Origin of the sequence: Caulobacter sp. 602-1 (assembly GCF_003931565.1) — a bacterium.
Lineage (GTDB): Bacteria > Pseudomonadota > Alphaproteobacteria > Caulobacterales > Caulobacteraceae > Caulobacter.
Genome location: NZ_RRYI01000008.1, coordinates 22,228 through 47,641 on the forward strand (window position 1 = coordinate 22,228; position 25,414 = coordinate 47,641).

A 25,414-nucleotide genomic window follows, 5' to 3' on the forward strand; every position below is an offset into this window, starting at 1 on the left:
CTGTGCGCTCAAGACAAAGGGCGCGGACCTTTCGATCCGCGCCCTTTTAAATTTTCGACCTCGCGGTCAGCTCTTAGTCGAGCTGGCGCTTGATCTCCTCGACGGTGAAGCACTCGATGGTGTCGCCGACCTTGATGTCCTGGAAGCCCGCGAACATCATGCCGCACTCCTGACCGACGGGGACTTCGTTGACCTCGTCCTTGAAGCGCTTGAGCGTTTGCAGGGTGCCCAGTTCCAGAACCACGATGTCCTGACGGATGATCCGGACCTTGGCGCCCTTGCGGACCACGCCTTCGGTGACCTTACAGCCGGCGACCTTGCCGATCTTCGAGATGTCGAAGGCCTGCAGGACCTCGGCGTTGCCGAGGAAGGTTTCGCGCTGGATCGGGGCCAGCATGCCCGAGAGCACGCCTTTGATGTCGTCCAGCAGGTCGTAGATGATCGCGTAGTAGCGGATCTCGACCCCTTCGCGTTCGGCCAGGGCCCGCGCCTGGGCCGAAGCCCGGACGTTGAAGCCGATGACCGGCGCGCCGGCGCCCTTGGCCAGCATGACGTCGCTTTCGCTGATCGCGCCGGCGCCCGACAGGATGATCCGCGCGCGGACCTCGTCGGTGGCCATCTTGTCCAGCGAGCCGATGATCGCTTCGGCCGAACCCTGCACGTCGGCCTTGATGACCAGCGGCAGTTCTTTCAGCTTCTTGTCCTGCAGCTTGGCCATCATGTCGGCCATCGAGGCGCCGGCGCCCACCGGGGCCATCGACTTCTCGCGCTTCTGGCGGATGCGGTACTCGGTCAGCTCGCGGGCGCGGGCTTCGTTCTCGACCACGGCGAAGGCTTCGCCGGGCGAGGGTACGCCGTCCAGACCCAGGATCTCGACCGGAGTGGCCGGACCGGCTTCGGTCAGCTGCTCGTTGCGCTCGTTCAGCAGGGCGCGAACCCGGCCGAACTGGGCGCCGGCGACGACGATGTCGCCGCGCTTCAGCGTCCCGCGATTGACCAGCACGGTCGAAACCGCGCCGCGGCCCTTGTCCAGCTTGGCCTCGATCACCACGCCGTCGGCGGTGCGGTCGGGGTTGGCCTTCAGGTCCAGAACTTCCGCCTGCAGCAGGATGGCTTCCAGCAGGTTGTCCAGGCCCGTGCGGGCCTTGGCCGAGACCTCGATCAGCTGGGTGTCGCCACCCAGGCTTTCGACGACGATCTCGTGCTGCAGCAGCTCGTTGACCACGCGGGTCGGATCCGAGCCCGGCTTGTCCATCTTGTTGACGGCGACGATGATCGGCACGTTGGCGGCCTTGGCGTGTTTGATCGCCTCGATCGTCTGGGGCATCACGCCGTCATCGCCCGCCACCACCAGCACGACGATGTCGGTGATGTTGGCGCCACGGGCGCGCATCGCCGAGAAGGCGGCGTGGCCGGGGGTGTCGAGGAACGTCACGCGCTGGCCGTCCTTCAGGCGAACCTGATAGGCGCCGATGTGCTGGGTGATGCCGCCGTGTTCGCCGGCCGCCACGTCGGTGGAGCGCAGGGCGTCGAGCAGGCTGGTCTTGCCGTGGTCGACGTGACCCATGATCGTCACGACGGGGGGACGCGGCTCCAGGTGATCGTCGATGTCCTCGGCGCCGATGAAGCCTTCTTCGACGTCGGCTTCCGACACGCGGCGCACGGTGTGACCGAATTCGGTCGCCACCAGCTCGGCGGTGTCGTTGTCGATGACGTCGTTGATCTTCAGCATCACGCCCTGACGCATCAGGAACTTGATGATCTCGACGCCGCGCACGGCCATCCGGTTGGACAGCTCCTGCACGGTGATGACGTCGGGAATGACGACTTCACGCGCGACGCGGGTCTGTTCGGCGACGCCGCCGCGACGCTTTTCTTTTTCACGTTCACGGGCCCGGCGAACCGAGGCCAGCGAACGCATGCGGTCGGCGGAATCCCCATCACCGGCCACGGCCTGGATGGTCAGACGGCCTTCGCGGCGCTGCGGAGCGCCCTTGACGCGCGACACGGCCTTGTTGGGCGCGTTGGCGGCCTTGCGGCGATCGTCGTCCTCGTCCGGACGGCGGCTGACTTCGCCGCCGGGGCGCGGGGCCGAACGCATGGCGCGTTGGATTTCCGGCGTGGCCGGAGCCTGAGCCGGCACGCCCGGACGCGGGCCGCGCGGCGGGCCGCCAGGACCCGTGCGAGCGCCCGGCGCCGGACGCGGCGCGAGGGCCGAGTAGCGGACGGTCTGCTGCGGACGGTCGCCTTGCGGACGATCACCCTGCGGGCGGTCGCCGCGATAGCCGCCCCGATCGCCTTGCGGACGATCGCCGTCGGGGCGAGGACCGCGCGGGCGGTCGCCCTCGGGACGCGGGGCGCGTTGACCGAAGTTGGCGCCGGCGTCGGGACGCGGGGCGCGCTGGTTGAACGGACGGTCGCCTTGCGGGGCCGGACGATAGGTCGTCGTGCTCGGACGGTCGTCGCGGCGGTCGCGGCTCGGCTCGTAGGTGCGGGTCTGACCCGCCGGGGCCGCCGGGCGGGGACCTTCATGGCGGGGGGCGTCCTGGCGCGGAGCCTCGGCGCGCGGCGCGGCCGGAGCCTGGGCCACGGGACGCTGAACCGGCGCGGCCGGAGGCGGCGTCACCGGCGCGGCGGGCGCGACCGGAGCAGGAGCCGGAGCCGGGGTTTGAGCGACGGGCGCTTGAACCGGCGGGGCGGCGGCGGCGCGTTCGGCCGCGGCCTTGGCGGCGGCTTCGCGCTGAGCGGCTTCCTGGGCGGCCCGGGCGCGCGCCTCGGCGGCGGCCTGATCGGCCGCCTGGCGCGCTTGGTTTTCGCGCGCGGCGTCGACGACGCGCTGGCGAGCGCGCAATTCTTCCTGCGAGAGACCACCGGCCGAACCGCCGCCTGACGGACCATGGCCGCCTTGCGATGACTGCTGACGCGGCGGCGGCGCGTCATGGCGACGCTCAGCCGAAGACGGCGCGGCGAGATTGCCCGTCGCGGGCGCATGCGGACGCGTGCGCTTGGTTTCGACCACCACCGTCTTGGTCCGGCCGTGGCTGAAGCTCTGCTTCACGACCCCGGCGCTCACCGAGCCCTGGCGGGGCTTGAGGGTGATGGGGGCTCGTCCGCCGGGTCGGCCGTTTTCGTTCTCGTCGCTCATGCGCTCGCTTGTACTTCCGCCAGGCGGTACCTGGCTAAAAAACCGCATTTTCCATGTGAGAAAGGGGCCTGGACGTACCCGCCGAGGCAAGCGCGTTTCCCGACCCTTCACTCACGAACGCGACCCGAATAGCCGCGCCCAACGTCTAAGATTCTAGGGCTTTTCCATCGCACTGAAGCGGATCCAGTGGGATGCAAAAGCCCTAGAGCCTGTTCCGGCCGGCTGACCGACCAGGGCGAACAGGCCCGCCCTCTTAGTCCAGTGACCTTCTCATCCGCCGAGGGCGGGAAGGCCGCTAGCCGTCCTCACGTCCGTTCGCCGACCATTCGGGAGGCAAAAGCGGGCGGAAACCTGACAAACGCTCGACATCCAATGTCCAACGTTCGGCGCCGCGCCCGGCGAGGAGTGCGGTGTGTATCACATTCTCCCCGCCCAAGGCCAAACTCAATTCGTCCGAATTGAATGCGCCCAGCAAACGGGGCGGCGTTGGGGCCTTTCGGGCGGCGGAAAGTATCTTGCGGCGACCGTCGGCGGCCGCGTCGGACGCCTCGATCAGCCAGGCCACCTTGCCCGTTCCCAGGGCGGCGACCACCTTTTCGTATCCGGAGATAATGCTTCCAGCCTTGCGCGCAAGACCCAGGCCCTCCAGCAGCCGGCGGACCAGCAGGGCCTCGACCTGGTCGGCGAGGTCGGCCGGAACCGTCAGCTTGGTCTTGGCCGCGCGCGAGAACAGGCCCTTCTTGGCCGCGGTGGCGATCGACTCCCGGTCGGCGCCGACCCAGATGCCACGCCCCGGCAACTTTCTCGCCACGTCCGGCGTGACCGTCCCATCCGGCCCCGCCACGAAGCGGACCAGGCGCGCCTCGTCCGTCGCCTCGCCCAGGACGATGTCCTTGCGCAGACGGTTGGCCTCGGCGTGGGTCTTGGGGTCGGTCTCGGTCATCTTGTCCTGGAATGGCGAACGGCCTCGCGGATCGCTCCGCGAGGCCGTCATTTCAAGCTCCGAAGGGCTTAGGCCTCTTCTTCGGCGGCGACGTCTTCGGTCGCGGCGGCTTCGGCGACGGTTTCGCCTTCGCCCTCGGCCTCATACTCGGCTTGCGCTTCGTATTCCGGCTCATATTCCGGCTCCGGCGGAGCTTCGACCCAGCCCATGGCGACGCGGGCGCGCATGATCAGGGCTTCGGCGTCTTCCGGCGACAGGTTGAAGCTTTCCAGGATGCCCGGCTCGCGCACGCGCTCGCCGTTCTTGGTCTCGAACCAGCCGCGCATGTCGTCCGGCACCAGACCCGCGAGGTCTTCCACCGTCTTCACGTCGCCTTCGCCCAGGGCCACGGCCATGGCCAGGGTCACGCCCTCGATGGCCAGGAGCTCGTCCTGGACGCCCAGCTCCAGACGCTTGGCGTCCAGGGCGGCGGCTTCCTTGTCGAGGAATTCGCGGGCGCGGGCCTGCAGCTCCTCGGCGGTCTCCTCGTCGAAGCCCTCGATCGAGGCGATTTCATGCGGCTCGACGAACGCCACGTCTTCCACCGCGGCGAAGCCTTCGGTGACCAGCAGCTGGGCGATGACCTCGTCGACGTCCAGGGCTTCCTGGAACAGGGTGGTGCGCTCGGCGAACTCGCGCTGACGGCGCTCGCTCTCCTGGCTCTCGGTCATGATGTCGATCTGCCAGCCGGTCAGCTGCGAGGCCAGACGGACGTTCTGGCCGCGGCGGCCGATGGCCAGCGACAGCTGCTCGTCCGGCACCACGACTTCGACGCGCTCGTCCTCCTCGTCCATGACGACCTTGGAGACCTCGGCCGGGGCCAGGGCGTTGACGATGAAGGTCGCCTCGTCTTCCGACCACTGGATGATGTCGATCTTCTCGCCCTGCAGCTCGGCCACGACCGCCTGCACGCGCGAGCCGCGCATGCCGACGCAGGCGCCGACGGGGTCGATCGAGCTGTCGTTGGAGATGACGGCCATCTTGGCGCGCGAACCCGGGTCGCGGGCCACGGCGCGGATCTCGATGACGCCGTCATAGACTTCCGGCACTTCCTGGGCGAACAGCTTGGCCATGAAGCCGCCGTGCGCGCGGCTCAGCATGATCTGCGGGCCCTTGGTCTCGCGACGGACGTCGTAGATGTAGGCGCGGATGCGGTCGCCGACGTTGAAGTTCTCGCGCGGGATCGACTGGTCGCGGCGCATGATGCCTTCGCCGCGGCCCAGGTCGACGATGACGTTGCCGTATTCGACGCGCTTGACGCTGCCGTTGACGATCTCGCCGACGCGATCCTTGTACTCTTCGTGCTGACGCTCGCGCTCGGCCTCGCGGACCTTATGCATGACGACCTGACGGGCCATCTGGGTCTGGACGCGGCCGATCTCGAACGGCGGCAGGGTTTCTTCGTAGATCTTGCCGATCTCGGCGTCGCGCCAGGTGCGCTTGGCGATCGACAGCTGGACCTTGCCGATCTCGCCTTCGAGTTCGGCGTCGTCGGCGACGACCTCGATCACGCGCTTCTGCGTCGTCTCGCCGGTGCGCGGATCGATCTTGACGCGGATGTCGTGCTCGGCGCCGTAGCGGGCGCGCGCGGCCTTCTGGAGCGCGTCCTCGATGGCCTCGATGACGACTTCCTTCTCGATGCCTTTTTCACGCGCGACCGCGTCGGCGATCTGCAGAAGTTCAAGCCGGTTGGCGGCGATGCCGATGGCCATGATTAGTCCTCTTCACTTTCGGACAGGTCGTCGTTGTCGGATTGGATGCGGGCGGCGCGCTGTTCGGCGCCCCGCTTCATCAGGGTGTCGGTCATGACGAGCTTGGCGTCGATGATCCAGGCGAAGGGGAAGTAGACGGTCACGTCGTCCTCGCCCTCGATATTCAGGCCGACCTGGTCGTCCTCGATCCCGGCCAACTCGCCCTTGAAGCGCTTGCGGCCCTCGGCCACGCGGTCCAGCTCGATGCGGGCCTCGAGGCCGGCATAGTCGGCGAAATCCTTCAGGCGGGTCAGCGGCCGATCGATGCCGGGGCTGGAGACCTCCAGCGTATATTCGCCGGCGATCGGGTCGGCGGCGTCGAGGATTTCGGAGACTCCACGCGACAGTCGCGCGCAGTCCTCGACGTTCATGTCGCCGCCGCTGCCGTCTTCCTGCAGCGGATGTTCGGCCATGATCTGCAGGCGACGTTGCTCGGCGCCGCCCATCAGGCGCAGCCGGACGATCTCGTAGCCAAGCGTCTCGGCGACGGGATCGAGCATGTCGATCAGATCACGGTCTTCCTGCGTCTTGCCGCGCACGTTCTTCTCAACTCGATACGGCCGGGGAGGCCAAGCTCCCGTTCGGCCAAACAAAAAGCGGCAGCCTTTCGGGCCGCCGCTCGAAAGCGCCATCTAGCGCTAACGGACGATGTAGGACGCTTTATAGGCGAATTGAAAAACCTTGTCGACTCCATCGGCGCACACCCCTTTTCGCGCCGCAGCAATTTTAGGAGGAGCCTGTCCATTTGGGATGCCTGCATCCAAAATGGATAAACAGGCTCGTTTTGAAAAAAGTAGAGCGTGATGGCCGCCAAAACCGCTCACACTTTTGGCTATCACGCTCTATAAGCCAGCCCGCGCAGGCCGCCTCCCCGCGGACCTCATAAGACGAAGAGTCACAATGGACCTCTCCAAGATCCCCACCGGGGCCAATCCGCCTTACGATCTCAACGCCATCATCGAAATCCCGCAGGGCGGCGAGCCGGTGAAGTACGAGATCGACAAGGAAAGCGGCGCCCTGATGGTCGACCGCTTCCTGCACACGGCGATGTTCTATCCGGCCAACTACGGCTTCATCCCGCACACCCTGGCCGACGACGGCGACCCGGCCGACATCATGGTCGTGGGCCCGACGCCGGTGGTGCCGGGCGCGATCATCCGCTGCCGTCCGATCGGCACCCTGATGATGGTCGACGAGGCCGGTTCGGACGAGAAGATCCTGGCCGTGCCGGTCGACAAGCTGCACCCGTTCTACACCGGCGTGTCCAGCTGGCGCGACCTGCCGACCATCCTGACCGAGCAGATCGCCCACTTCTTCCAGCACTACAAGGACCTGGAAAAGGGCAAGTCGACCAAGATCAGCGGCTGGGCCGATATCGAAGAGACCGCCGACATCATCCGCACGGCGATCAAGCGCTACAACGAGACGTACTAGGTTTCGACAATGGCCAGGATCGATCTCACCTTGCGGATCATCCTGGCCGACCCGCCGCCGGGCGTGGTCTTTTCCAAACAGGACGCCAAGAACCACCCGGTCGATCCGGTGAGGTCAGAGGGCGACCTCTCCTTCGACATCCCGATCACCTTGACCCCGACGCCGAGCGGCCTTCGTCCCGGCGGCGGCTTCGTGCGCAGCGACAGTCGTGGACGGTTCGTCTATGTGGCCTCGGGCCAAGCGGCGGGCGACTGCCAGACGGAGTGGCGGCGGCGGGCCAAGATCTACCTGCATGACCTGCCGGCCGACCTCGTCGCGGGCGAGGTTCTGGAGGCGACCATCGCCGGCCGCGCCAAGGACGGCGGGCCGGCCTGCGCCACCGTGCCGCTGCTCAAGGCGTGGGCGCGCGTCAGGTCCTGACGAAATCCAGGAACACCGGCGCGCAGTCGCCCAGCTTCTTTTCCTCGTAGCGCGTGGTCACGTGGTCGGCCGGGATCGCGTTGCGGTCGGCGTCCGCGTCGGCGAAGCGGAAGTTCGGATCGGCCAGCACCCGCTCGGTGGTCCACTCGCCATAGTCCGCCCAGTCGGTGGCGAAGCGCAGGGCCGCGCCCGGCTTCATCACGCGCGCCAGCCTGGCGACGAACTCCGGCTGGATCAGGCGGCGCTTGTTGTGGCGCGCCTTGTGCCAGGGGTCGGGGAACATGATGAAGACCCGGTCGAGACTGGCGTCCGGCAGCCAGTCGACCACGTCGCGGGCGTCGCCCTCGTGGATGCGGACGTTCTTCAGCGCCTGCTCCTCGACGTGCCGCACCGCGCTGGCCACGCCGTTGACGAACGGCTCGGCCCCGATGACCAGGGTCTCGGGAACCCGGCCGGCCTGGGCGGCCATGTGCTCGCCGCCGCCGAAGCCGATCTCCAGCCATACGGCCTTGGCGTCCGGCATCAGGTCCAGCGGCTGGAACGGGCCCTGCGGCACGGCGATCTCGGGCAGCAGGGTGTCGAGCAACGCCTGCTGGCGCGGCTTAACCGGGCGCGCCTTGATGCGGCCGAACGAGCGCAGCGGCCCGTGGGGAATGGGAGCGGAAGTCATGGGCGGCGTCTTAGGGCTTTGAGCGTGAAATGAAAACGGGCTCCGACCCGGATGGATCGGAGCCCGCTTCCTGAAGGTTCGAGGATGAGGCCTACGCCAGGCCCTTCAGCTCGCCCACGAGGTCGGTCTTCTCCCACGAGAAGCCGCCTTCGTTGTCCGGCGTGCGGCCGAAGTGACCGTAAGCCGCGGTGCGGGCGTAGATCGGACGGTTCAGCTGCAGGTGTTCGCGGATGGCGCGCGGCGTGGCGCCGCCGATCAGCTGCGGCAGGACCTTTTCCAGGACCGCCGGATCCACCTTGCCGGTGCCGTGAAGATCGACGTGGAACGAGACGGGCTGGGCCACGCCGATCGCGTAGGCGATCTGGATGGTGCAGCGGTCGGCCAGGCCCGAGGCCACGACGTTCTTGGCCAGATAGCGGCAGGCATAGGCGGCCGAGCGGTCCACCTTGGTCGGATCCTTGCCCGAGAACGCGCCGCCGCCGTGCGGGGCCGCGCCGCCATAGGTGTCGACGATGATCTTGCGGCCGGTGACGCCGGCGTCGCCGTCGGGGCCGCCGATCTCGAAGCGACCGGTCGGATTGACCAGCCACTGGGTCTTCTTGGTGATCAGGCCGTCCGGGAAGATCGGCAGGATGTGCGGCTTGATCAGGTCCAGCACGCGCTTGGAGGTCGCGGCCTTGCCGTCGATCTTCTTCTTGTGCTGATGGCTCACGACGATCGAGACGACGCGCACCGGGCGGCCGTTGCCGTCATATTCCAGGGTCACCTGGCTCTTGGCGTCCGGCTCCAGCTCCGAAAGCTCGCCGCTGTGACGCAGCTCGGCCAGGCGCTTCAGCACATTGTGGCTGTATTGCAGGGTGGCCGGCATCAGCTCCGGGGTCTCGGTGCTGGCGTAGCCGAACATGATGCCCTGGTCGCCGGCGCCCTCGTCCTTCTTGTCGGTGGCGTCCACGCCCTGGGCGATGTGCGCCGACTGGCCGTGCAGGAAGTTCGAGTACTTCGCCTTCTGCCAGTGGAAGCCCTTCTGCTCGTAGCCGATATCCTTGATCGCCGCGCGAACCTTGGGTTCGAGCGAGCCGAGGATGTCCTTGGTCAGCTGCTTGTTGGCCTTCTTGTCGCCATCCGGCTTGCCGGCGCGGACTTCGCCGGCCAGGACGATGCGGTTGGTCGTCACCAGGGTCTCGCAGGCGACGCGCGCCTCGGGATCGACGGTGAGAAAGGCGTCGACGACGGTGTCGCTGATACGGTCGGCGACCTTGTCGGGGTGACCTTCGGAGACGCTCTCGCTGGTGAAGATGTAGGACGAACGGCTCAAGAGACAGCTCCGGTCATGAAATTCCGCGCAGGCGGACAGGCGCCCGTTACGGCGTCAGTTAGACGGGAACCATATAAAGATATGTTTATGCGATCAAGCGGCGCTTGAGAGACTTACGCCTCGTCGTCACCGACGTCCTCGTCGTCGGCCATCGAGCGGACCAGCTCCAGGATCCGCCGGCGCACCTTCGGCTTGGTGATCCGGGGGAACAGGCTGGCCAGTTCCAGCCCCTCGGGCGTCATCAGGAAATCGTGGACGAACCCCTCGCCGCCCTCGGCCATGCCCTCGCTGGCGGTGTCGGCCAGGCCCTCGAAGAAATAGGCCACCGACGACCGCAGGCTCTTGGCGATCTCATACAGCTTGCTGGCGCTGACCCGGTTGGCCCCGCGCTCGTACTTCTGGATCTGCTGGAAGGTCAGCCCCAGGTCCTCGGCCAGCCGCTCCTGGCTGACGCCCAGGATCTTCCGGCGCATGCGGATACGCGCTCCCACGTGCAGGTCGACGGGGTTGGGGTGACGTAAGGTGTCCGGCAGGTCGTTCATACCTACGCTTGATAGCTGAAATTGCGGTTTTAATTCAGCCTAAGTCTTGCAAGCGCGCAATAGAGGAAAAGGATTTACCTGCCCGCGGGCGAACTGACGCAACCGCAGATGTCAGTAGAAGCGCGAGAAACGCGAGATTCCCGAAGTTGTCGAAGGGTGTAACCTCACCTTTTCCCGGTATTGGCGCATCGATGACGCCGCTTTTGCCTAAATCGAGTCGCGCTCCCGGGACGATTCGACCACGCGCGTCGATGACAGCGCTTACTCCGGTGGGCGTGGCGCGCAGGATCGGCTTGGCGCTTTCGATGGCGCGATAGCTGGCCAGGTTGAGGTGCTGCAAGGGGCCGGACGTCACGCCGAACCAGGCGTCATTCGAAACATTGATCAGGACCCGGACGTTCGGATCGCTCTTGGCCAGTCCCGGGAACAGGCTCTCATAGCAGATCAGCGGCTGGACCAGCAGGTCGGGCGCGATCCGCAGCGGGGCCGGGCGCGGCCCCGTGGCGAAGCCGTCGCCCAGATGCGCCAGGCTCTTGAATCCGATCAGGGTGAGGAACGTCTCGGCCGGCAGATATTCGCCGAACGGCACCAGCCGATGTTTGTCATAGACCCCGACGACCTCGAGATCGTCGGCCGTGCGACGCAGGGCGATCAAGCTGTTGTAATAGACCGGCGCCTGGATCGCCCCCTCATAGCGATAGCCGCCGATCAGCAGCAGTTGTCCGGGGTGGAGACTGTCGATGATCGCCTGGCGGACCCAGGTCCCCGGCGCCAGATAGTCGTTGGTCGCCGCGGGCAAGGCGCCCTCGGGCCAGATGACGATGTCGGCGGGCTTGCCCTTGTAGGGCGCCGCGGTCAGCGAGACGTAGGACTGGACGATCTGAGAGAACCGGACCGCGTCCCACTTGGCGTCCTGCTGGATGTCGGCCTGGACGATACGCACGGTGATCGGGGGTCCGTCGCCCAGCGGCCGCGACTGGACCACCGCCCCATAGGCGTAAAGCGCGACAAGGGCGGCGGCGGCCGAGCCCAGCACGATCTTCCCGGTCCGACCCTCGCGCCAGGACGCTATGGACACGGCGGGGGCGGCGGCGATGGCCAGGGTGATCCAGGTCAGGCCGTAGGCGCCGACCAGGGCGGCGGCCTGGGACGGCCAGGATCCGGCCCGCCAGGTCTCGCCCGGCAGGTTCCAGGGAAAGCCGGTCAGCACGTGGCCGCGCGTCCATTCCAGCGCCGCGAAGGCTCCAGCGAAGGTCAGGATCCTCCATGCGCCCGCCGGCCGGATCCAGCGATAGACGAGCGCCGCCAGGCCCCAGAACAGCGCCAGGCCCGAGGCCATGGCCGCCACGGCGAAGGGGGCCATCCAGCCCTGGTTGGCGGCGTCGACCATGAAGGCCTCCGCGATCCACCAGGTGCCGAGACCGAAATAGCCTAAGCCCGCCATCCAGCCGCGCCAGAAGGCCGAGCGCAAAGGCCTGGCCGCGTTGGCGTCGTCCAGCAGATGGAGAAGACCGGCATAGCCCAGCAGGCCCGGCAGAAGGCCGAACGGCGGATGGGCCAGGGCGGCGGCGAGACCCGCGACCAGCGCCAGGACCGGCCCACTCCAGGGCCGTTCTCGAAAGCGGGTCCAGACGTTCGTCACGAAGCCCCAAGGCCCTCGGAGACGCCCCCGCCCGCCGGCGCAACGGCGGCGTCCGGCGAGCGGCCGACACGCACCCGCACGCGGCGTACGCGACGCGGATCGGCCTCGACCACCTCGAACTCGTAGCCGTCCGGATGGGCGATGACCTCGCCGCGACGCGGCACGCGCCCGGCCAGGGCCACGACCAGGCCGGCGACCGTGTCGATGTCCTCCTCCATGTCGGAGGGGGCCAGTTCGCGACCGAGGGCGGCTTCCAGTTCTTCCAGCGGCGCGCGCGCGTCCGCGTCGAACATCCCGCCGGGACGCGCCACGATCGCCGCCGCGGCCGCGTCGTCGTGCTCGTCGTCGATCTCGCCGACCACCGCCTCGATCAGGTCCTCCATCGAGACCAGACCGTCGGTGCCGCCGAACTCGTCGATGACCAGGGCCATGTGGATTCGACTGGTGCGCATGCGGAGCAGGAGGTCGGCGGCCTTCATCGAAGCGGGCACGTACAACGCGTCACGGCGCAGCTTGTTCAGCACGAGGTCGCCCGCGCCCGGCCGCTTGGCCTCGTCGGACAGCAGGCGGAAGATATCCTTGACGTGGACGACGCCGACGGGATCGTCGAGGGTCTCGCGATAGATCGGCATCCGCGAGTGTTCGGCCTCGGCGAACTGGGCGACGACCGTCTCGAACGGGGTCGAGAGCTCGACCGAGACGATGTCGGCGCGCGGCGTCATGACGTCGGCCACCCGCAGGGTCTGGAAAGCCTCGGCCTGGTCGACGATGTCGACGGCTCCGGTCGCGGGCGGCGGTTCGGGCGGCCGCGAAGGCTCGCCGCCGGTCAGCTGTCGGCGCATACGCCGGAAAAACGCCCGCACGCCCCGGCTCCTGCGAGCCAGACCGGCGGGCTGTTGACTAGGTTCGTCGCTGGGCATGGCCCCTGTCAGCGCCCCTCTTCATCACCGGCATAGGGATCTGGAACATCCAGACCCGCCAGAATTTCGCGCTCGAACGACTCCATGGCCTCGGCCTCTTCGTCGTCCTCGTGGTCATATCCTAGGAGATGAAGCACGCCGTGCGCCACCAGATGTTGCAGGTGGTGGGCGAGAGGCTTGCCCTGTTCGGCCGCTTCGCGCGCGCAAACGCCGTAGGCCAGAGCGATGTCGCCGATCTGACCCTCGGGGTTGGCTTCCGGATTCCGGGGTGAGGGGAAGGACAGGACGTTGGTCGCGTAGTCCTTCTGGCGGAAGTCGCGGTTCAGGGCCTGGACGCTGTCGTCGTCGGTCAGCAGGATCACGATCCCCTGGCCTTCGATCTCCTCATGCGCGTCCAGCACGGCCTGGGCCGCGCGCCAAACCAGGGCCTCGGTATCCGCCTCGGCCCGGATCCAGGCCTCGTCTTCGATCTCGATGTCGACGGTGATGGTCATCTAAAGGGGCGTACTCACTTACCGGGGCGTGCTTTGGGCCGCGTCGGCGTCATAGGCCTTGACGATCCGCTCGACGAGCGGATGGCGCACGACATCGGCCGAGGTGAAGCGCGACACCGACACGCCCTCGACGCCTTCCAGGATCGAGACGGCGTGGGCCAGGCCCGAGTCCCGCGGGTTCAGAAGATCGACCTGGGTCGGATCGCCGGTCACCACCATGCGGGCGCCTTCGCCCAGGCGGGTCAGAACCATCTTCATCTGGAGGCGCGAGCAGTTCTGGGCTTCGTCGACGATGACGAAGGCATGGGCAAGCGTGCGGCCGCGCATGAAGGCGATCGGAGCGACCTCGATTTCCAGCTTTTCCCGGCGCCGGCGCAGCTGATCGGCCCCCATGATGTCGGTCAGGGCTTCCCAGACCGGCGCCATGTAGGGGTCGACCTTCTCGTTCAGGTCGCCCGGCAGAAAGCCCAGCTTCTCGCCGGCCTCGACCGCGGGACGGGTGACGATCAGGCGATCGACCTCGCCGCGCATCAACATGCCCGCCCCATGGGCCACGGCCAGGAAGGTCTTGCCGGTGCCGGCGGGACCAAGGCCAAAGCTCAGCGGATGGCTGGCCATGGCCTCCATGTAGCGGGCCTGACCCTTGGTCTTGGGCGAGACATTGCCCTTGCGCACCGCGCGGGGCGAGGCCTGACCGCCGGTCTCGTGGGCCGAGCCGATGGCGATGCGCACATCGGCCTCGACCACCTCTTCGTCGGCGTCGGCGCGGGCGGCCAGGGTCTGCAGCACCCGCTTGGCGCCGGTGCGTCCCCGCGCGTCGCCGGTGAGGGTGACGCCGCCGCCCGGGGTCTCGATCAACACCTTGAAGGCGTCTTCGATCAGGGCGGCGTGACGGCCGGACGGGCCAGTAACGGCGACGACGGCGTCGTCGGACAGCGGCAGGAACTCAGGGGTGCGGCTCAAGCGGTCTCCCAAATGGGCTGGATCGTGTCGGGATTGGCTTCCAGGACGCCGCCCAAGCTCATCTTGGCGGCGCTCTCGATGCGGACGGGCGCGATCGTCCCGATCAGGCTTTCAGGGCCCTCGGCGTGGACGGCCTGCAGATATGGGCTGCGCCCCACGATCTGGCCAGGGTGGCGGCCCGACTTCTCGAACAGCACCGGCATCACCTTGCCGACCTGCGCCGCGTTGAAGGCGCGCTGCTGCTCGTCCAGCAGCTGGTTCAGACGCTCCAGGCGCTCGGCCTTGACCGCCTCGTCGACCTGGCCGGGCATGGCCGAGGCCGGCGTGCCCGGGCGACGCGAATATTTGAATGAGAAGGCGCTGGCGAAGCCGACCTCGCGGACGAGCTCGAGCGTCTTGTCGAAGTCGCCGTCGCGCTCGCCGGGGAAACCGACGATGAAGTCGCCGCTCATGGCGATGTCCGGACGGGCGGCGCGGATCTTCTCGATCAGCTTCACATAGCTCTCGGCCGTGTGGTCGCGGTTCATGGCCTTCAGGATCTTGTCGGACCCAGCCTGCACCGGCAGGTGCAGATAGGGCATCAGCTCCGGCAGCTCGCCATGGGCCTCGATCAGGTCGTCGCCCATGTCCCGCGGGTGGCTGGTGGTGTAGCGGATGCGGTCCAGGCCATCGATGTGAGCCAGCCGGCGAACCAGCTTCGCCAGGGTCGAGCCGTCGCCGTCATAGGCGTTGACGTTCTGGCCCAGCAGGGTGACCTCGCGCACGCCCTGATCGGCCAGACGCTTGGCCTCCTCGACGATATCGTTCACCGGCCGCGACCACTCGCCGCCGCGGGTGTAGGGCACCACGCAGAAGGTGCAGAACTTGTCGCAGCCTTCCTGCACGGTCAGGAACGCCGTCACGCCCGTGACGTGGCGCTCGGCCGGCAGGGCGTCGAACTTCTCGTCGGCGGCGAAGTCGGCGGCCAGGCGCTCGCCGGTCGCCCGGTGGGCGCGGGCGATCAGTTCGGGCAGCTGGTGATAGGCCTGGGGACCGACCACCAGATCGACCGCCTTCTGGCGATGCATGATCTCCTTGCCCTCGGCCTGGGCCACGCAGCCGGCCACGGCGATGGTCATGCGACCGCCGCTCTCGGCCTTCCGGTCCTTCATCTGCTTGATGTAGCCGAGCTCGGAATAGACCTTCTCGGTCGCCTTCTCACGGATGTGGCAGGTGTTCAGCACCACCAGGTCCGCGCCTTCCGGGTCGTCGACCACGCCATAGCCCAGCGGGCGCAGGACATCGGCCATGCGCTCGCTGTCATAGACGTTCATCTGACAGCCGTAGGTCTTGATATAGAGGCGCTTTTGCGGGGTCTCGCTCATGGGCGAGGTTATGGGGTCACGCGGCCCCTGGCGCAAGTTCGCCAGGGCCACACCCTCGCCGGATCAATCCTCCAGCGGAACGCCGTAAAGCTCCAGCCGGTGGTCGATCAGCTTGTAGCCCAGCTTGCGCGCGATGGCGTTCTGCAGGGCTTCGATCTCCTCGTCCACGAATTCGACGACCTTGCCGGTCTTCATGTCGATCAGGTGGTCGTGGTGGTGATCGGGCGTCTCTTCGTAGCGCGAGCGACCGTCACGGAAGTCGTGGCGCTCGATGATGCCGCTTTCCTCGAACAGACGGACCGTGCGGTACACCGTGGCGATCGAGATGTGCGGATCGATGGCGTGAGCCCGACGGTGCAGCTCCTCGACGTCCGGGTGGTCGTCGGCCGACGACAGCACGCGCGCGATCACGCGGCGCTGGTCCGTCATGCGCATGCCCTTTTCGATACAGGCCTTTTCGAGTCGATCCACGGCGGAACCTCCGTCTGAGTCGCGGTCAAGATAGGCGGTCGGCCCTTAAGTGTTAAGCGCTCGCCGCATGACAAGCGCGTCCTTGGCCCCATCCGGGTGGGGATAATAGCCCTTGCGCAAGCCGACCTTGGCGAAACCCGTCGATTGGTAGAGAGCGAGGGCCCCCAGATTGTCGGCGGCGACCTCCAGAAACATCGCCTCGGACCCGGTTTCGGCGGCGATCCCGGCGGCGATTTCCACCAGCGCCGCGCCCCAGCCCCGGCGGCGGGCGGTCGGATCGACGGCGATGGTCAGGATCTCGGCCTCGCCCGCGATCGAGCGGCAGAGGATGAAGCCCTTGCTTTCGGCCGGCTCGCCGGCTTCGCCCAAGACGGCGAAAGCGCCCGGAGATTTCAAAAGGTCGTCGAACTCCAGCGCCGTCCAGGGCCGGTCGAAGGCCTTGTCGTGGAGATCGGCGAGATCGAAAGCGGCTTCGGAGCCGACGGGACGCAGGTTCATGGTTCGGATGGGGCGGCGGGCAAGGTCGCGTAGGGCGCGCGCAGATAGAGCGGCCGGGGCGAATGGCTGGGCGCGGATTTGGCGGCGGCCAGGCGCGCGACGGCGACGGGATCCGGCGCGGCCGGGGTCAGCACGGTGACGCCGCTCAGCGCGTCGGCCAGCAGCGGCGCGCCGGAGCCGACCAGGGTCGCGGGGCCGCCGGAATAGAGCTCGGCCAGGCGCGCGGCGGCCTCGCCGAGGCTCAGGGCGTCCGGCGCCATCAGCGAGACGCCGTCGGCGAAGACCTGGATGTAGACCTGGCTCATCCGCGCGTCGATGACGGCGGCGACGAAGCCCTTGTGGCCGAACGCGAGGCTCTCCAGCGTGTTGACGCCAACACACGGGATCGACAGCGCCGTGGCCAGACCCTTGGCGAAGGCCAGGCCCACGCGCAGGCCGGTGAACGAGCCGGGACCCACCGTGACGGCGATGCGGGTGAGATCCGCGAAGGCCACGCCGGCCTCGGCGGCGGCTTCCCGCGCCAGCACGCCGATCCGCTCCTGGTGACCGCGGGTCATGGGCGCGCTGCGGGCGGCCAGCACGCGCTCGCCGTCCAGCACGGCGACCGAACTGGCGCCGAGGCAGGTGTCGATCGACAGGATCATGGATCAGCCGGCGCCGACGACCGCGCCTTCGGCCGGACGCCAGATGAACGCGTTCAGCTGGCCCTTGGCCTTCAGGGTCGCCTCAGGCGGCACGGCCTTGCCCGTGTAGCCGGGGACGCCGAACACATAGGAGACGTTCGGGGTCTCGGGACGGACGCAGATCGTCTGGTTGATCTCGCGGCCCTCGCCCGCCCGGCACTGGTCGACGGTGAAGCCGAGGTCGGCCCACCTGGCCAGAAGTTGCTCGTCCTTGGGGCCGCGCGCGTCGCCGGCGTCGACCCGGACATAGGCGATCTCGGCTTCGTCGGTCTTGCCGATCTCGGCCAGCGGAACATTGTCCTGCTCGACAGTGATGATCGGCTGCGCCGGGCCTTCACCGAAGTGCAGGAAGGCCTGTTCGACCTTGGCCTTGGGGAACAGCACCTTCAACGTGGCCAGATCGAAGGCGACCGAGCCGTTGATCGGCCCGACGCCGTCGTTGCTGATTTTCAGCGGGCCGCCGGCATAGGGCGCGATGGCCACATGGACCGGGGCTTTCGCGCCCGTCTCGGCGGCGGGCGCGTTGGCGGTCTCGTCCTTCTTGGCCGGCCCGCAGGCGGCGAGCATCACGAGCGGCAGGGCGAGGAGGGTGTGGCGGAGGGTCATGCGGCCGTTTTAGCCCGACGCCCCTCCGCCGTCACCCAACCTGTCGGCAAAGCCGACAGGACGCTGTTACTTAGAGTCAGAGAATCTTCGCCGCCTCGTCGAAGGCGAGCCGCGGATTGCGCGGGAACAGGCCCTCGTCCGTGCCGTGGCCGATCGAGACGATGAAATTGCTCTTGATGTTCGTGCCCGCGAAGAACTCGGCGTCGACGCCGGCGTTGTCGAAGCCCGACATGGGTCCCGCGTCCAGGCCCAGGGCCCGCGCGGCCAGGATGAAATAGCCGCCCTGCAGCGAGCTGTTGCGCAGCGCGCCCCACTCGCGGGCCGTCATGTCGCTGAACCAGTCCTTGGCGCCCGGCGCGTGTGGGAACAGCTTCGGCAGGGTTTCCGGGAAGTCGAGGTCGTAGCCGACGATCACCGTCACCGGCGCCTGCAGGATCTTGGGCGCGTTCGAGCCCGACGCGAGCTTGGCCAGGCGCGCCTTGGCCTCCGGCGAGGTCAGGAAATAGAAGCGGGCCGGGCTGGCGTTGGCGGCCGTCGGGCCGAACTTCACCAACTCGTACAGCGCGTGCAGCGTTTCTTCCGGCAGGGGGGTCGGGTCCCAGCCGTTGCGGGTGCGGGCTTCGGTGAACAGCTGGGCGAGCGCGCCGTCTTCGAGCTTGGCCATGATCGATCCTTCGGGAGGCTATCTGTAACTCTATGGGTTACGATATAGCCGCCCGCGCGACGGGATCAACCCTTCGCGCTCAAAGCGTCTGCTCGACCCGGGTCACTTCCGGCACATAGTGCTTGAGCATGTTCTCGACGCCGGCCTTCAGGGTCGCCGACGAGGACGGGCAGCCCGAGCAGGCGCCGCGCATGTGCAGCCAGACCACGCCGGTCTGCGGCTCGAAGCGCGAGAAGACGATGTCGCCGCCGTCCTGGGCCACCGCGGGACGGATGCGGGTGTCGAGCAGTTCCTTGATCTCGGCGACGATCTGCGAGGTTTCCTCGTCATAGACGCCGCCCTCGTCGTGGCCGCCACCCTCGCTCTGGTCGAGGAGGACAGGCCGACCGCTGGTGAAGTGGTCCATGATGGCCGCCAGGATCGGCGCCTTGAGGTGCGGCCACTGGGCGTCCTCGCCCTTGGTCACGGTCAGGAAGTCGGGACCGAAGAACACCCGCGTCACGTCGCCCAGGTCGAACAAGGCCTTGGCCAGCGGCGAGACGTCGCCCTCCTCCGGCGTACGGAATTCCCGGGCGCCTTCGCCCAGCACTTCGCGGCCGGGCAGGAACTTCAGAACCTCGGGGTTCGGCGTGGTTTCGGTCTGAATGAACATGACCCTGAAATGGACCTCGCGAGGTCGCGACGCAAGACCGGGCGCCTGCCTTCACAAGTTGGTGGATTGGCGAATTTTAAAAGTGACACAGGCGTCATTTTCTGACGGTATATCTGGAAAACAACGATCCGCGGGAGGATCCCCATGAGTGATGGTTCGGTTGACCTGAAGGACGCCGCGCGAGCGGAGGCCTACGCCATGGCCCTGGAAGACATCCATGTGGCCAGCCCCGCCCTGTTTCAGGCCGACGCCATGTGGCCCTATTTCGAGCGGCTGCGGAAAGAGGACCCGGTCCACTGGTCCAAGGGCGATGAAGAGACCGGGCCCTACTGGTCGATCACCCGCTACAACGACATCATGACCGTCGACACGACCCATCAGGTCTTTTCGTCGGACGCGCACCTGGGCGGCATCACCATCCGCGACTTCGACGAGGACTTCGTCCTGCCGATGTTCATCGCCATGGACCAGCCCAAGCACGACATCCAGCGCAAGACGGTCAGCCCGATCGTCTCGCCGCAAAACCTGGGCCGACTGGAAGGCGTCATCCGCGAACGCGTCTGCCAGATCCTCGACACCCTGCCGATCGACGAGCCGTTCGACTGGGTCGACAAGGTCTCGATCGAGCTGACCACCCAGATGCTGGCCACCCTGTTCGACTTCCCCTGGGAAGAGCGCCGCAAGCTGACCCGCTGGTCCGACGTCGCCACCGCCTCGCCCGAGAGCGGCCTCGTGGAAAGCGAAGAGGCCCGCCGCGCCGAGCTGCTGGAGTGCCTGGGCTATTTCACCAATCTCTGGAATGAGCGGGTCAACCAGACCGAGCCGGGCAACGACCTGATCTCGATGCTGGCTCACGGCGAGGCCACCCGCGACATGCCGCCGATGGAATATCTGGGCAATGTCATCCTGCTGATCGTCGGCGGCAACGACACCACCCGCAACTCGCTGACCGGCGGCCTCTACGCTCTCTCCAAGAACCCGCGGGAAGAGGCCAAGCTGCGCGCCGATCCCAGCCTGATCCCGAACATGGTCTCGGAGATCATCCGCTGGCAGACCCCTCTGGCCCACATGCGCCGCACGGCGCTGGAGGACTTCGAACTCAACGGCAAGACCATCAAGAAGGGCGACAAGGTCGTCATGTGGTACGTTTCGGGCAACCGCGACGACACGGTGATCGAGAACGCCGACGCCTTCATCATCGACCGCCCGCAGGCCCGTCGCCACCTGTCGTTCGGGTTCGGCATCCACCGCTGCGTCGGCAACCGCCTGGCCGAGATGCAGCTGCGGATCGTCTGGGAAGAGGTGCTCAAGCGCTTCCCCAAGATCGAGGTGCTGGAAGAACCCAAGCGGGTCTACTCGACCTTCGTGAAGGGCTACGAGCGGATGATGGTGCGGATCCCCGAGCGGCTCTAGACGCCTACGCGCCTGGAGCCTTCTAGCCGTTATTTCACGCAGGTCTTGGGCGACACGGTCTGACGTTCCAGGTCCCCAAGCATGGCCAGCGCCTCGGCCTTGGCGACCGGGTGCAAGGCGCCGCGCCCCTCCGCGACCTGGTAGTCGCAATCGAGAAGCTTGAACGGCGGCTTCTCGTCGGTCGTATGCCGCTCCACCAGCATCCGGTCGGCGGAGGTCCAGACCGAGGTCACGTCGGTCACCAGGGTCTGGCGGTCGGGCGACCGGATCCAGGTCTCGCCCTTGCCGCCGACCGAAACCTGGTAGCCGTTCGGCAGGACCTCCTTGCTGGGCATCATCGAGCCGACCATCGAGGCGATGAACAGCCCGACCGCGACCAGGACGATCAGGAAGATTATCTTCTGCCGGCTCACGGGGCCTCCACACGTCAAGTCTTGCGCGCGGGTGCGCTCTCAGGTCGCGGAGCTATCGCGTTAACGCGGCGTTGACCATACTCGCCGAACTTCTGTTAACCATGTTACAGTCCACGTCATGAGCAACGTTCGCCCGGCCGGCTGGCCGTCCGTCCCGTCGAAGCCCGCTTCCGCCCCCGCTACGGGTCCGGCGGCGCAGACGCGCGCGGCCTTCTTCCAGCAGGCCCTGGGCGACGCGGCCCCGACCCGTCCGGCCGTCGCGCCGTCGACCGTGCAGATGCAGACCATGGCCCAACCGCAACAGCGCCAGGCGCCGCAGAAGCCGTTCGTGCAGCCGGACGCCCAGCCCACGAGGATCCTGCGCCCCGGCTCGCTGCTGAATATCGTGGTCTAGCCCAGAGAGGCTCAGGCCGCTTTCTTGGCGGCCTTGTCCTTCTTGGGCTTCTTGTCCTTCTTGGGCTTTTCGGCCTTCGGCTTCTTGGCCTTGGGCTCCGGCTCGGCCGGGTGCAGCTCTGCGCCGGCCATGTCCGACAGCAGATCCAGGAAGCCCTCGCGCTTGCCGGGCTTCAGCAGGGCCAGGATGCGGGCGTCGGCCATGCCGACCATCGGACGGATGGCCTCCAGGGCCTCGCGGCCGGCGTCGGTCAGGCGGACGCTGTTGGCGCGGGCGTCCTCGCTGGAGCGCTGGCGCTCCAGGTGACCCTTGGTGATCATGCGGGCGACCATGTCGGCCAGGGTCGAGCGGTCGATGCCGGTGGCGCGGACCAGGGCCGTCTGGGTGACGCCCTCGTTCTCGGCCACGGCGGCCAGCACGGCGAACTGGCGCTGGGTGACCCCCGCCTCGCCGCACTCCTCGGCGTAGATGTCGAGCGCCAGTTGCAGGACCCGGTGAAGCAGGTGGCTGGGCGAGCGCTCCAGGAGACCCCCGACCGTCTTTTCGCCCTTGCTCTTGGCCATGCTCGCGCCCCCGTTTCCGCAGGCCGTGCTCGGCCGACGGACGAAAGGTAGCACCTTTACACGTCGATTTGACGACAACGGTCCGTGGACGGTGGAAACGACGCCTCTAGAAACCGGCGTCCGGCGGCTCGACCGCGGCCGGCTCGTCGCCCTTGGCCATGTGCTTCATCATGAAGGGCACCTGGGTGGCGACGAACACCAGGGCGAGCGGCAGAAGGCCGAGACGGAACTTCACCCAGGTGTCGGTGTCCTGGGTGTTGCGGACGATCTCGTTCAGCAGGGCGACGACGCCGAAATAGCCGCCATAGCGCAGGGTCAGGGTGCGCCAGGCCGCGTCGGACAGATGCAGAGCCTCGCCCATGATCAGCTTCAGCGGCTGGCGGCCCGTGAAGACCCCGCCGAACAGGAAGGCGGCCAGGGCCAGATTGATCACCGTGACCTTGATCTTCACGAAGACGTCCGAGTGGAAGATCAGGCCCAGCGCGCCGAAGATCAGCGCCATGCCGCCGAAGAACAACGGCAGCAGGGCCAGGCGGCGCTCGACCGCGAAGCCGATGGCCAGCGCCGCGGCCGAGGCGGCGACCAGCACCCAGGTCGCCTTCTGGAAATCCTTGGTGACGAAATAGGCGACGCCGAAGGCGATGGCCGCGCCATAGTCGACGACCGTCCGGACCCAGCCGTTGCTCTTCTTCTCGGTCTCAGCGGGCGCTTCGCTCACGGATCAGTCCTTCAGGCCGACGAGGGAGCGCGAGAAGGCGCGGGCGTCGAACGGTTGCAGGTCTTCCACGCCCTCGCCGACGCCGATCAGCTTGATCGGGCTGTCGGAGGCGCGCGCCACCGGCACCAGCACCCCGCCGCGCGCGGTGCCGTCCAGCTTGGTCATGACAATCCCGGACACGCCGACCTGGTTGCCGAAGATCTTCTCCTGGGCCAGGGCGTTGCGGCCGACCGTGGCGTCCAGCACCAGCAGGGTCTCGTGCGGATAGTCGGGATCGACCTTCTTCACGACACGGATCACCTTGAGCAGCTCGTCCATCAGGCCCTGCTTGTTCTGCAGGCGGCCGGCGGTGTCGATCAACACGACGTCGTAGTGTTCGGCCTTGGCGCGCTCGACGGCCTCATAGGCCAGGGCCGCGGCGTCGGAGCCCGTGGGCTTGGACATGAAGTCGGCCCCCGCCCGGTCGGCCCAGACCTTCAGCTGCTCGACGGCGGCGGCGCGGAAGGTGTCGCCGGCGGCGATCAGGACGCGGGCGCCCTTCTCGGTCAGGTCGGCGGCGATCTTGCCCAGGGTGGTGGTCTTGCCCGAACCGTTGACGCCGATGAACAGCACCACATAGGGGCGCGGACCGCTCAGCGGGTCGAAGTCGCCCTGGCGATCGGCCAGCTCGGCGGCGATCAACTCGGCCAGCGCTTCCTTGACCTCGTTGTCGGTCGACGATTTTCCGAAACGCGCCTTGCCGAAGGCTTCGGTGATGCGCGCGGCGATCTGCGGGCCAAGATCGGCCTCGATCAGCATCTCTTCCAGCGCGTCCAGCTGTTCCTGGTCCAAGGGCTTCTTGGTGAAGACCCCGGTGACCTGATCGGTCATCGCTTGAGACGACCGGGTGAGGCCGGACGTCAGGCGCTGGAACCAGCCTTTTTTCTGCTCGGGCTTATCGCTCATCCGCGCTCCTTTAGGGGAACGGGCGAAAGTGTAAATCGGATATTACCGGGGCAGGGTTAGCGCGGTGGCGTAACGCATGCGATGTACGGGCATGGACGTGCACCTTGACCCGCTTGGAACCGCCCTTTTCTGGCTCGACTATGCCGCCGTGGCCGTTTTCGGGGCAACGGGCGCCCTCGCGGCCGCTCGGCGCAAACATGACATCATCACCTTCGGATTCTTCGCCGCGATCACCGGCGTGGGCGGCGGGACGCTGCGGGATCTCTTGATCGGCGCGCCGGTCTTCTGGGTGCAGCGGCCGGGCTACATCATCGCCTGCCTGGCGGCCGCCACCGTGGTCTGGCTGCTGGGCAAGCGGGGGTGGCGGTTCCGCGCCCTCCTCTGGCTCGACGCCCTGGGCATGGCCGCCTACGCCGTGGTCGGCACCGCCAAGGCGCTCAGCCTGGGCGTCCACCCGTTCAGCGCCGTGGTCATGGGCGTGCTGACCACCGCCTTCGGCGGCGTGATCCGCGACGTCCTGGCCGAGGAGCCGAACCTGCTGCTGCGCCGGGAGATCTACATCACCGCCGCCTTGCTGGGCGCGAGTGTGTTCGCGGTGCTGAAACTGCTGGGCGCGCCGTTCTGGCCAGCCGGCCTCGCGGGGTTCGTCGCGGCGTTCGGGCTGCGGGCGTGCGCGATCAAGTTCGGCTGGAGCCTGCCGGGTTTCGCGGGAGAAGAAGAAGCCCGCGACGCCTGACCGTCGCCAGGCCCCGACGCCGGGACCAAGATCGCCCTACCCCTTGGGGGTCAAGCTGAAGGTGACCTTGTAACCATTGTGGTCGGACAACACCGGCTCGTCCGCGCCGTCGAAGGTGGCCTCGACCGCCTTGGGGGTAACCTCGACGGCATCGCCATTGAGGAAGCCGATCAGGTCCTGGGTGTTCAGCCACGGCGCCTCGCCGGTGTACGAGATCTGGGTGTCGCACGCGCCCGGGCGCTCGTGGCACCAGCGGCTGACCACCACGAACGGGTAGTCGCTCATCATCTTGTCGAAGCGGTCGGGCGATCGGCGGACATTGAAGTCGCCGCCGACGATCAGCGGCGCGCCGGGCGTGCGGCTGGCCTGCAGGAAGCGGCCCAGCTCCTGGGTCTGCAGGGCGTGGGCCTCGTTGTAACGCTTGCGCGGCACCTTCGAAGCCCCGTGCGAATTCATGTGGGTGTCGGCGATCTCGACCGAGGTCGGCAGGCCGGCGACCTGGATCGAGACCAGCATCACGCCCTTGTTGGCCAGGCAATCCAGGCCCGCGCAATAGCGATAGGCGTGCGACTTGACCCAATCGATCGGATGGTTGGACAGCACCCAAAGACCGCTGGAGCCCCACTTGCCCCAGCCCTCGCCCTGGCGCCGGTATTTCACGCGTCGGAAGTCGGGCTTTTCGCTCTTCAGGTAGTTCTCGTCGCGCTGGCCCTTGCGCGGCCCCCGCGCGACATACGGATAGCCGCTCTCGTCGATCAGGTCCCAGATCTCGTCGCGGAAGCCCTCCTGGATCAGGACGACGTCGGGTTCCTTGCCCTTGGCCCGCATGGCGGCCAGTTCGTACCCGATCCGCTTCAGCGCCGCCCCGCGACCCTTGCGGACCAGAGAAGGCAGGCCCTCCACATTGTACGTCATGACGCTGAGCGTAACGGGCTTGACCGCGACGGGCTTGGGCGCGTCGGCGCGCGCCGGTGTGGCCGCCAGCAGGCAAAGCGCCAGAAGGGCCCAGGCTGACC

The 25,414-nt window shown here is 67.5% G+C and carries 28 protein-coding genes; 5 read left to right on the forward strand and 23 right to left on the reverse strand.

The features are described from left to right. Positions 1-73: 73 nt before the first annotated feature. The 4 genes from infB to rimP all read right to left on the reverse strand — a co-directional run bounded on the left by infB (position 74) and on the right by rimP (position 6,417). Positions 74-3,145: a translation initiation factor IF-2 gene (gene infB / locus EIK80_RS20570; RefSeq protein ID WP_125158887.1), complete on the reverse strand. Its 3,072-nt coding sequence runs from the start codon at positions 3,143-3,145 to the stop codon at positions 74-76. Positions 3,146-3,440: 295 nt separating this feature from the next. Continuing rightward, positions 3,441-4,088, reverse strand: a complete 648-nt coding sequence (locus EIK80_RS20575; RefSeq protein WP_125159056.1) for an RNA-binding protein — start codon at positions 4,086-4,088, stop codon at positions 3,441-3,443. A 68-nt stretch (positions 4,089-4,156) separates the two neighbouring features. Further along, complete coding sequence (gene nusA / locus EIK80_RS20580; protein ID WP_125158888.1) at positions 4,157-5,839, reverse strand: transcription termination factor NusA; 1,683 nt, start codon at positions 5,837-5,839, stop codon at positions 4,157-4,159. Between the two features lie 2 nt (positions 5,840-5,841). Further along, positions 5,842-6,417, reverse strand: a complete 576-nt coding sequence (gene rimP / locus EIK80_RS20585) for a ribosome maturation factor RimP (RefSeq protein WP_125158889.1) — start codon at positions 6,415-6,417, stop codon at positions 5,842-5,844. Positions 6,418-6,778: 361 nt separating this feature from the next. On the opposite strand from rimP, the gene ppa reads away from it, so the two are divergent. Together ppa and EIK80_RS20595 are read left to right on the forward strand one after the other, a co-directional pair. Continuing rightward, on the forward strand, positions 6,779-7,312 hold the full coding sequence (gene ppa / locus EIK80_RS20590) for an inorganic diphosphatase (RefSeq protein ID WP_013077233.1): 534 nt from the start codon (positions 6,779-6,781) through the stop codon (positions 7,310-7,312). A 9-nt stretch (positions 7,313-7,321) separates the two neighbouring features. Continuing rightward, positions 7,322-7,732 (forward strand): DUF5990 family protein, encoded by a 411-nt coding sequence (locus EIK80_RS20595; RefSeq protein WP_125158890.1) that lies wholly within the window; start codon positions 7,322-7,324, stop codon positions 7,730-7,732. On the opposite strand, the gene trmB is transcribed toward EIK80_RS20595, so the two are convergent. The 14 genes from trmB to EIK80_RS20665 all read right to left on the reverse strand — a co-directional run bounded on the left by trmB (position 7,722) and on the right by EIK80_RS20665 (position 19,216). Beyond that, entirely contained in the window at positions 7,722-8,402 is a 681-nt protein-coding gene (gene trmB / locus EIK80_RS20600; protein WP_125158891.1) for a tRNA (guanosine(46)-N7)-methyltransferase TrmB, read from the reverse strand. The two genes, EIK80_RS20595 and trmB, sit on opposite strands and share 11 nt — an antisense overlap. Before the next feature lie 91 nt (positions 8,403-8,493). After that, a complete protein-coding gene (gene metK, locus EIK80_RS20605; protein ID WP_125158892.1) occupies positions 8,494-9,717 on the reverse strand; it encodes a methionine adenosyltransferase in 1,224 nt (407 codons plus the stop codon). A 113-nt stretch (positions 9,718-9,830) separates the two neighbouring features. Continuing rightward, positions 9,831-10,259 carry a helix-turn-helix domain-containing protein gene (locus EIK80_RS20610; protein WP_125158893.1) on the reverse strand — a complete coding sequence of 143 codons (429 nt, stop codon included), beginning with the start codon at positions 10,257-10,259 and terminating at the stop codon, positions 9,831-9,833. 34 nt (positions 10,260-10,293) lie between these two features. Next, complete coding sequence (lnt, locus tag EIK80_RS20615; protein ID WP_125158894.1) at positions 10,294-11,901, reverse strand: apolipoprotein N-acyltransferase; 1,608 nt, start codon at positions 11,899-11,901, stop codon at positions 10,294-10,296. Next, a complete protein-coding gene (locus EIK80_RS20620; RefSeq protein WP_125158895.1) occupies positions 11,898-12,821 on the reverse strand; it encodes a transporter associated domain-containing protein in 924 nt (307 codons plus the stop codon). The genes lnt and EIK80_RS20620 overlap by 4 nt, the downstream gene beginning before the upstream one ends. Positions 12,822-12,829: 8 nt before the next feature. Then, on the reverse strand, positions 12,830-13,297 hold the full coding sequence (ybeY, locus tag EIK80_RS20625; RefSeq protein ID WP_199743580.1) for an rRNA maturation RNase YbeY: 468 nt from the start codon (positions 13,295-13,297) through the stop codon (positions 12,830-12,832). Positions 13,298-13,333: 36 nt separating this feature from the next. Then, a complete protein-coding gene (locus EIK80_RS20630) occupies positions 13,334-14,278 on the reverse strand; it encodes a PhoH family protein (RefSeq protein ID WP_125158897.1) in 945 nt (314 codons plus the stop codon). Next, the gene (miaB, locus tag EIK80_RS20635) at positions 14,275-15,642 is read right to left on the reverse strand and encodes a tRNA (N6-isopentenyl adenosine(37)-C2)-methylthiotransferase MiaB (protein WP_125158898.1); all 1,368 of its coding nucleotides are present in this window, start codon (positions 15,640-15,642) and stop codon (positions 14,275-14,277) included. The genes EIK80_RS20630 and miaB overlap by 4 nt, the downstream gene beginning before the upstream one ends. Positions 15,643-15,705: 63 nt before the next feature. After that, the gene (locus EIK80_RS20640) at positions 15,706-16,113 is read right to left on the reverse strand and encodes a Fur family transcriptional regulator (RefSeq protein WP_125158899.1); all 408 of its coding nucleotides are present in this window, start codon (positions 16,111-16,113) and stop codon (positions 15,706-15,708) included. 45 nt (positions 16,114-16,158) lie between these two features. Continuing rightward, a complete protein-coding gene (locus EIK80_RS20645) occupies positions 16,159-16,611 on the reverse strand; it encodes a GNAT family N-acetyltransferase (RefSeq protein WP_125158900.1) in 453 nt (150 codons plus the stop codon). Next, complete coding sequence (gene tsaB / locus EIK80_RS20650; protein ID WP_125158901.1) at positions 16,608-17,255, reverse strand: tRNA (adenosine(37)-N6)-threonylcarbamoyltransferase complex dimerization subunit type 1 TsaB; 648 nt, start codon at positions 17,253-17,255, stop codon at positions 16,608-16,610. Before tsaB ends, EIK80_RS20645 begins: the two co-directional genes overlap by 4 nt. A gap of 3 nt (positions 17,256-17,258) precedes the next feature. Then, entirely contained in the window at positions 17,259-17,900 is a 642-nt protein-coding gene (locus EIK80_RS20655) for a DUF1131 family protein (RefSeq protein WP_125158902.1), read from the reverse strand. Between the two features lie 76 nt (positions 17,901-17,976). Next, the gene (locus EIK80_RS20660) at positions 17,977-18,564 is read right to left on the reverse strand and encodes a malonic semialdehyde reductase (RefSeq protein ID WP_125158903.1); all 588 of its coding nucleotides are present in this window, start codon (positions 18,562-18,564) and stop codon (positions 17,977-17,979) included. 79 nt (positions 18,565-18,643) lie between these two features. After that, positions 18,644-19,216 carry a NifU family protein gene (locus EIK80_RS20665; protein WP_125158904.1) on the reverse strand — a complete coding sequence of 191 codons (573 nt, stop codon included), beginning with the start codon at positions 19,214-19,216 and terminating at the stop codon, positions 18,644-18,646. Positions 19,217-19,360: 144 nt separating this feature from the next. Here EIK80_RS20665 and EIK80_RS20670 point away from each other — a divergent pair, with 144 nt between their 5' ends. Beyond that, positions 19,361-20,629, forward strand: coding sequence for a cytochrome P450 (locus EIK80_RS20670; RefSeq protein WP_125158905.1), 1,269 nt, complete (start codon positions 19,361-19,363; stop codon positions 20,627-20,629). Positions 20,630-20,658: 29 nt separating this feature from the next. On the opposite strand, the gene EIK80_RS20675 is transcribed toward EIK80_RS20670, so the two are convergent. After that, positions 20,659-21,042: a hypothetical protein gene (locus EIK80_RS20675; protein ID WP_125158906.1), complete on the reverse strand. Its 384-nt coding sequence runs from the start codon at positions 21,040-21,042 to the stop codon at positions 20,659-20,661. A gap of 118 nt (positions 21,043-21,160) precedes the next feature. Here EIK80_RS20675 and EIK80_RS20680 point away from each other — a divergent pair, with 118 nt between their 5' ends. Continuing rightward, a complete protein-coding gene (locus tag EIK80_RS20680) occupies positions 21,161-21,436 on the forward strand; it encodes a hypothetical protein (protein ID WP_125158907.1) in 276 nt (91 codons plus the stop codon). An 11-nt stretch (positions 21,437-21,447) separates the two neighbouring features. Here EIK80_RS20680 and EIK80_RS20685 read toward each other — a convergent pair whose 3' ends face one another. From EIK80_RS20685 to ftsY, 3 genes are all read right to left on the reverse strand, one after another. Next, positions 21,448-21,999, reverse strand: coding sequence for a MarR family winged helix-turn-helix transcriptional regulator (locus EIK80_RS20685; RefSeq protein ID WP_125158908.1), 552 nt, complete (start codon positions 21,997-21,999; stop codon positions 21,448-21,450). Positions 22,000-22,105: 106 nt separating this feature from the next. Continuing rightward, a complete protein-coding gene (locus tag EIK80_RS20690) occupies positions 22,106-22,717 on the reverse strand; it encodes an inner membrane-spanning protein YciB (protein ID WP_125158909.1) in 612 nt (203 codons plus the stop codon). A 3-nt stretch (positions 22,718-22,720) separates the two neighbouring features. After that, positions 22,721-23,662, reverse strand: coding sequence for a signal recognition particle-docking protein FtsY (gene ftsY / locus EIK80_RS20695; protein WP_125158910.1), 942 nt, complete (start codon positions 23,660-23,662; stop codon positions 22,721-22,723). 91 nt (positions 23,663-23,753) lie between these two features. Here ftsY and EIK80_RS20700 point away from each other — a divergent pair, with 91 nt between their 5' ends. Then, complete coding sequence (locus EIK80_RS20700; RefSeq protein ID WP_125158911.1) at positions 23,754-24,398, forward strand: trimeric intracellular cation channel family protein; 645 nt, start codon at positions 23,754-23,756, stop codon at positions 24,396-24,398. Between the two features lie 36 nt (positions 24,399-24,434). Here EIK80_RS20700 and EIK80_RS20705 read toward each other — a convergent pair whose 3' ends face one another. After that, the gene (locus EIK80_RS20705) at positions 24,435-25,313 is read right to left on the reverse strand and encodes an endonuclease/exonuclease/phosphatase family protein (RefSeq protein WP_125158912.1); all 879 of its coding nucleotides are present in this window, start codon (positions 25,311-25,313) and stop codon (positions 24,435-24,437) included. Positions 25,314-25,414 lie beyond the last annotated feature (101 nt).

Coding starts and splice junctions, on each gene's coding strand:
- EIK80_RS20680 (WP_125158907.1), top strand. CDS start 21,161: ATGAGCAACGTTCGCCCGGCCGGCTGGCCGTCCGTCCCGTCGAAGCCC.
- tsaB (WP_125158901.1), bottom strand. CDS start 17,255: ATGATCCTGTCGATCGACACCTGCCTCGGCGCCAGTTCGGTCGCCGTG.
- EIK80_RS20660 (WP_125158903.1), bottom strand. CDS start 18,564: ATGGCCAAGCTCGAAGACGGCGCGCTCGCCCAGCTGTTCACCGAAGCC.
- nusA (WP_125158888.1), bottom strand. CDS start 5,839: ATGGCCATCGGCATCGCCGCCAACCGGCTTGAACTTCTGCAGATCGCC.
- EIK80_RS20685 (WP_125158908.1), bottom strand. CDS start 21,999: ATGGCCAAGAGCAAGGGCGAAAAGACGGTCGGGGGTCTCCTGGAGCGC.
- EIK80_RS20705 (WP_125158912.1), bottom strand. CDS start 25,313: ATGACGTACAATGTGGAGGGCCTGCCTTCTCTGGTCCGCAAGGGTCGC.
- ppa (WP_013077233.1), top strand. CDS start 6,779: ATGGACCTCTCCAAGATCCCCACCGGGGCCAATCCGCCTTACGATCTC.
- EIK80_RS20665 (WP_125158904.1), bottom strand. CDS start 19,216: ATGTTCATTCAGACCGAAACCACGCCGAACCCCGAGGTTCTGAAGTTC.
- ftsY (WP_125158910.1), bottom strand. CDS start 23,662: ATGAGCGATAAGCCCGAGCAGAAAAAAGGCTGGTTCCAGCGCCTGACG.
- EIK80_RS20575 (WP_125159056.1), bottom strand. CDS start 4,088: ATGACCGAGACCGACCCCAAGACCCACGCCGAGGCCAACCGTCTGCGC.
- EIK80_RS20655 (WP_125158902.1), bottom strand. CDS start 17,900: ATGACCCTCCGCCACACCCTCCTCGCCCTGCCGCTCGTGATGCTCGCC.
- EIK80_RS20620 (WP_125158895.1), bottom strand. CDS start 12,821: ATGCCCAGCGACGAACCTAGTCAACAGCCCGCCGGTCTGGCTCGCAGG.
- EIK80_RS20700 (WP_125158911.1), top strand. CDS start 23,754: ATGGACGTGCACCTTGACCCGCTTGGAACCGCCCTTTTCTGGCTCGAC.
- infB (WP_125158887.1), bottom strand. CDS start 3,145: ATGAGCGACGAGAACGAAAACGGCCGACCCGGCGGACGAGCCCCCATC.
- EIK80_RS20645 (WP_125158900.1), bottom strand. CDS start 16,611: ATGAACCTGCGTCCCGTCGGCTCCGAAGCCGCTTTCGATCTCGCCGAT.
- EIK80_RS20595 (WP_125158890.1), top strand. CDS start 7,322: ATGGCCAGGATCGATCTCACCTTGCGGATCATCCTGGCCGACCCGCCG.
- trmB (WP_125158891.1), bottom strand. CDS start 8,402: ATGACTTCCGCTCCCATTCCCCACGGGCCGCTGCGCTCGTTCGGCCGC.
- EIK80_RS20610 (WP_125158893.1), bottom strand. CDS start 10,259: ATGAACGACCTGCCGGACACCTTACGTCACCCCAACCCCGTCGACCTG.
- miaB (WP_125158898.1), bottom strand. CDS start 15,642: ATGAGCGAGACCCCGCAAAAGCGCCTCTATATCAAGACCTACGGCTGT.
- EIK80_RS20670 (WP_125158905.1), top strand. CDS start 19,361: ATGAGTGATGGTTCGGTTGACCTGAAGGACGCCGCGCGAGCGGAGGCC.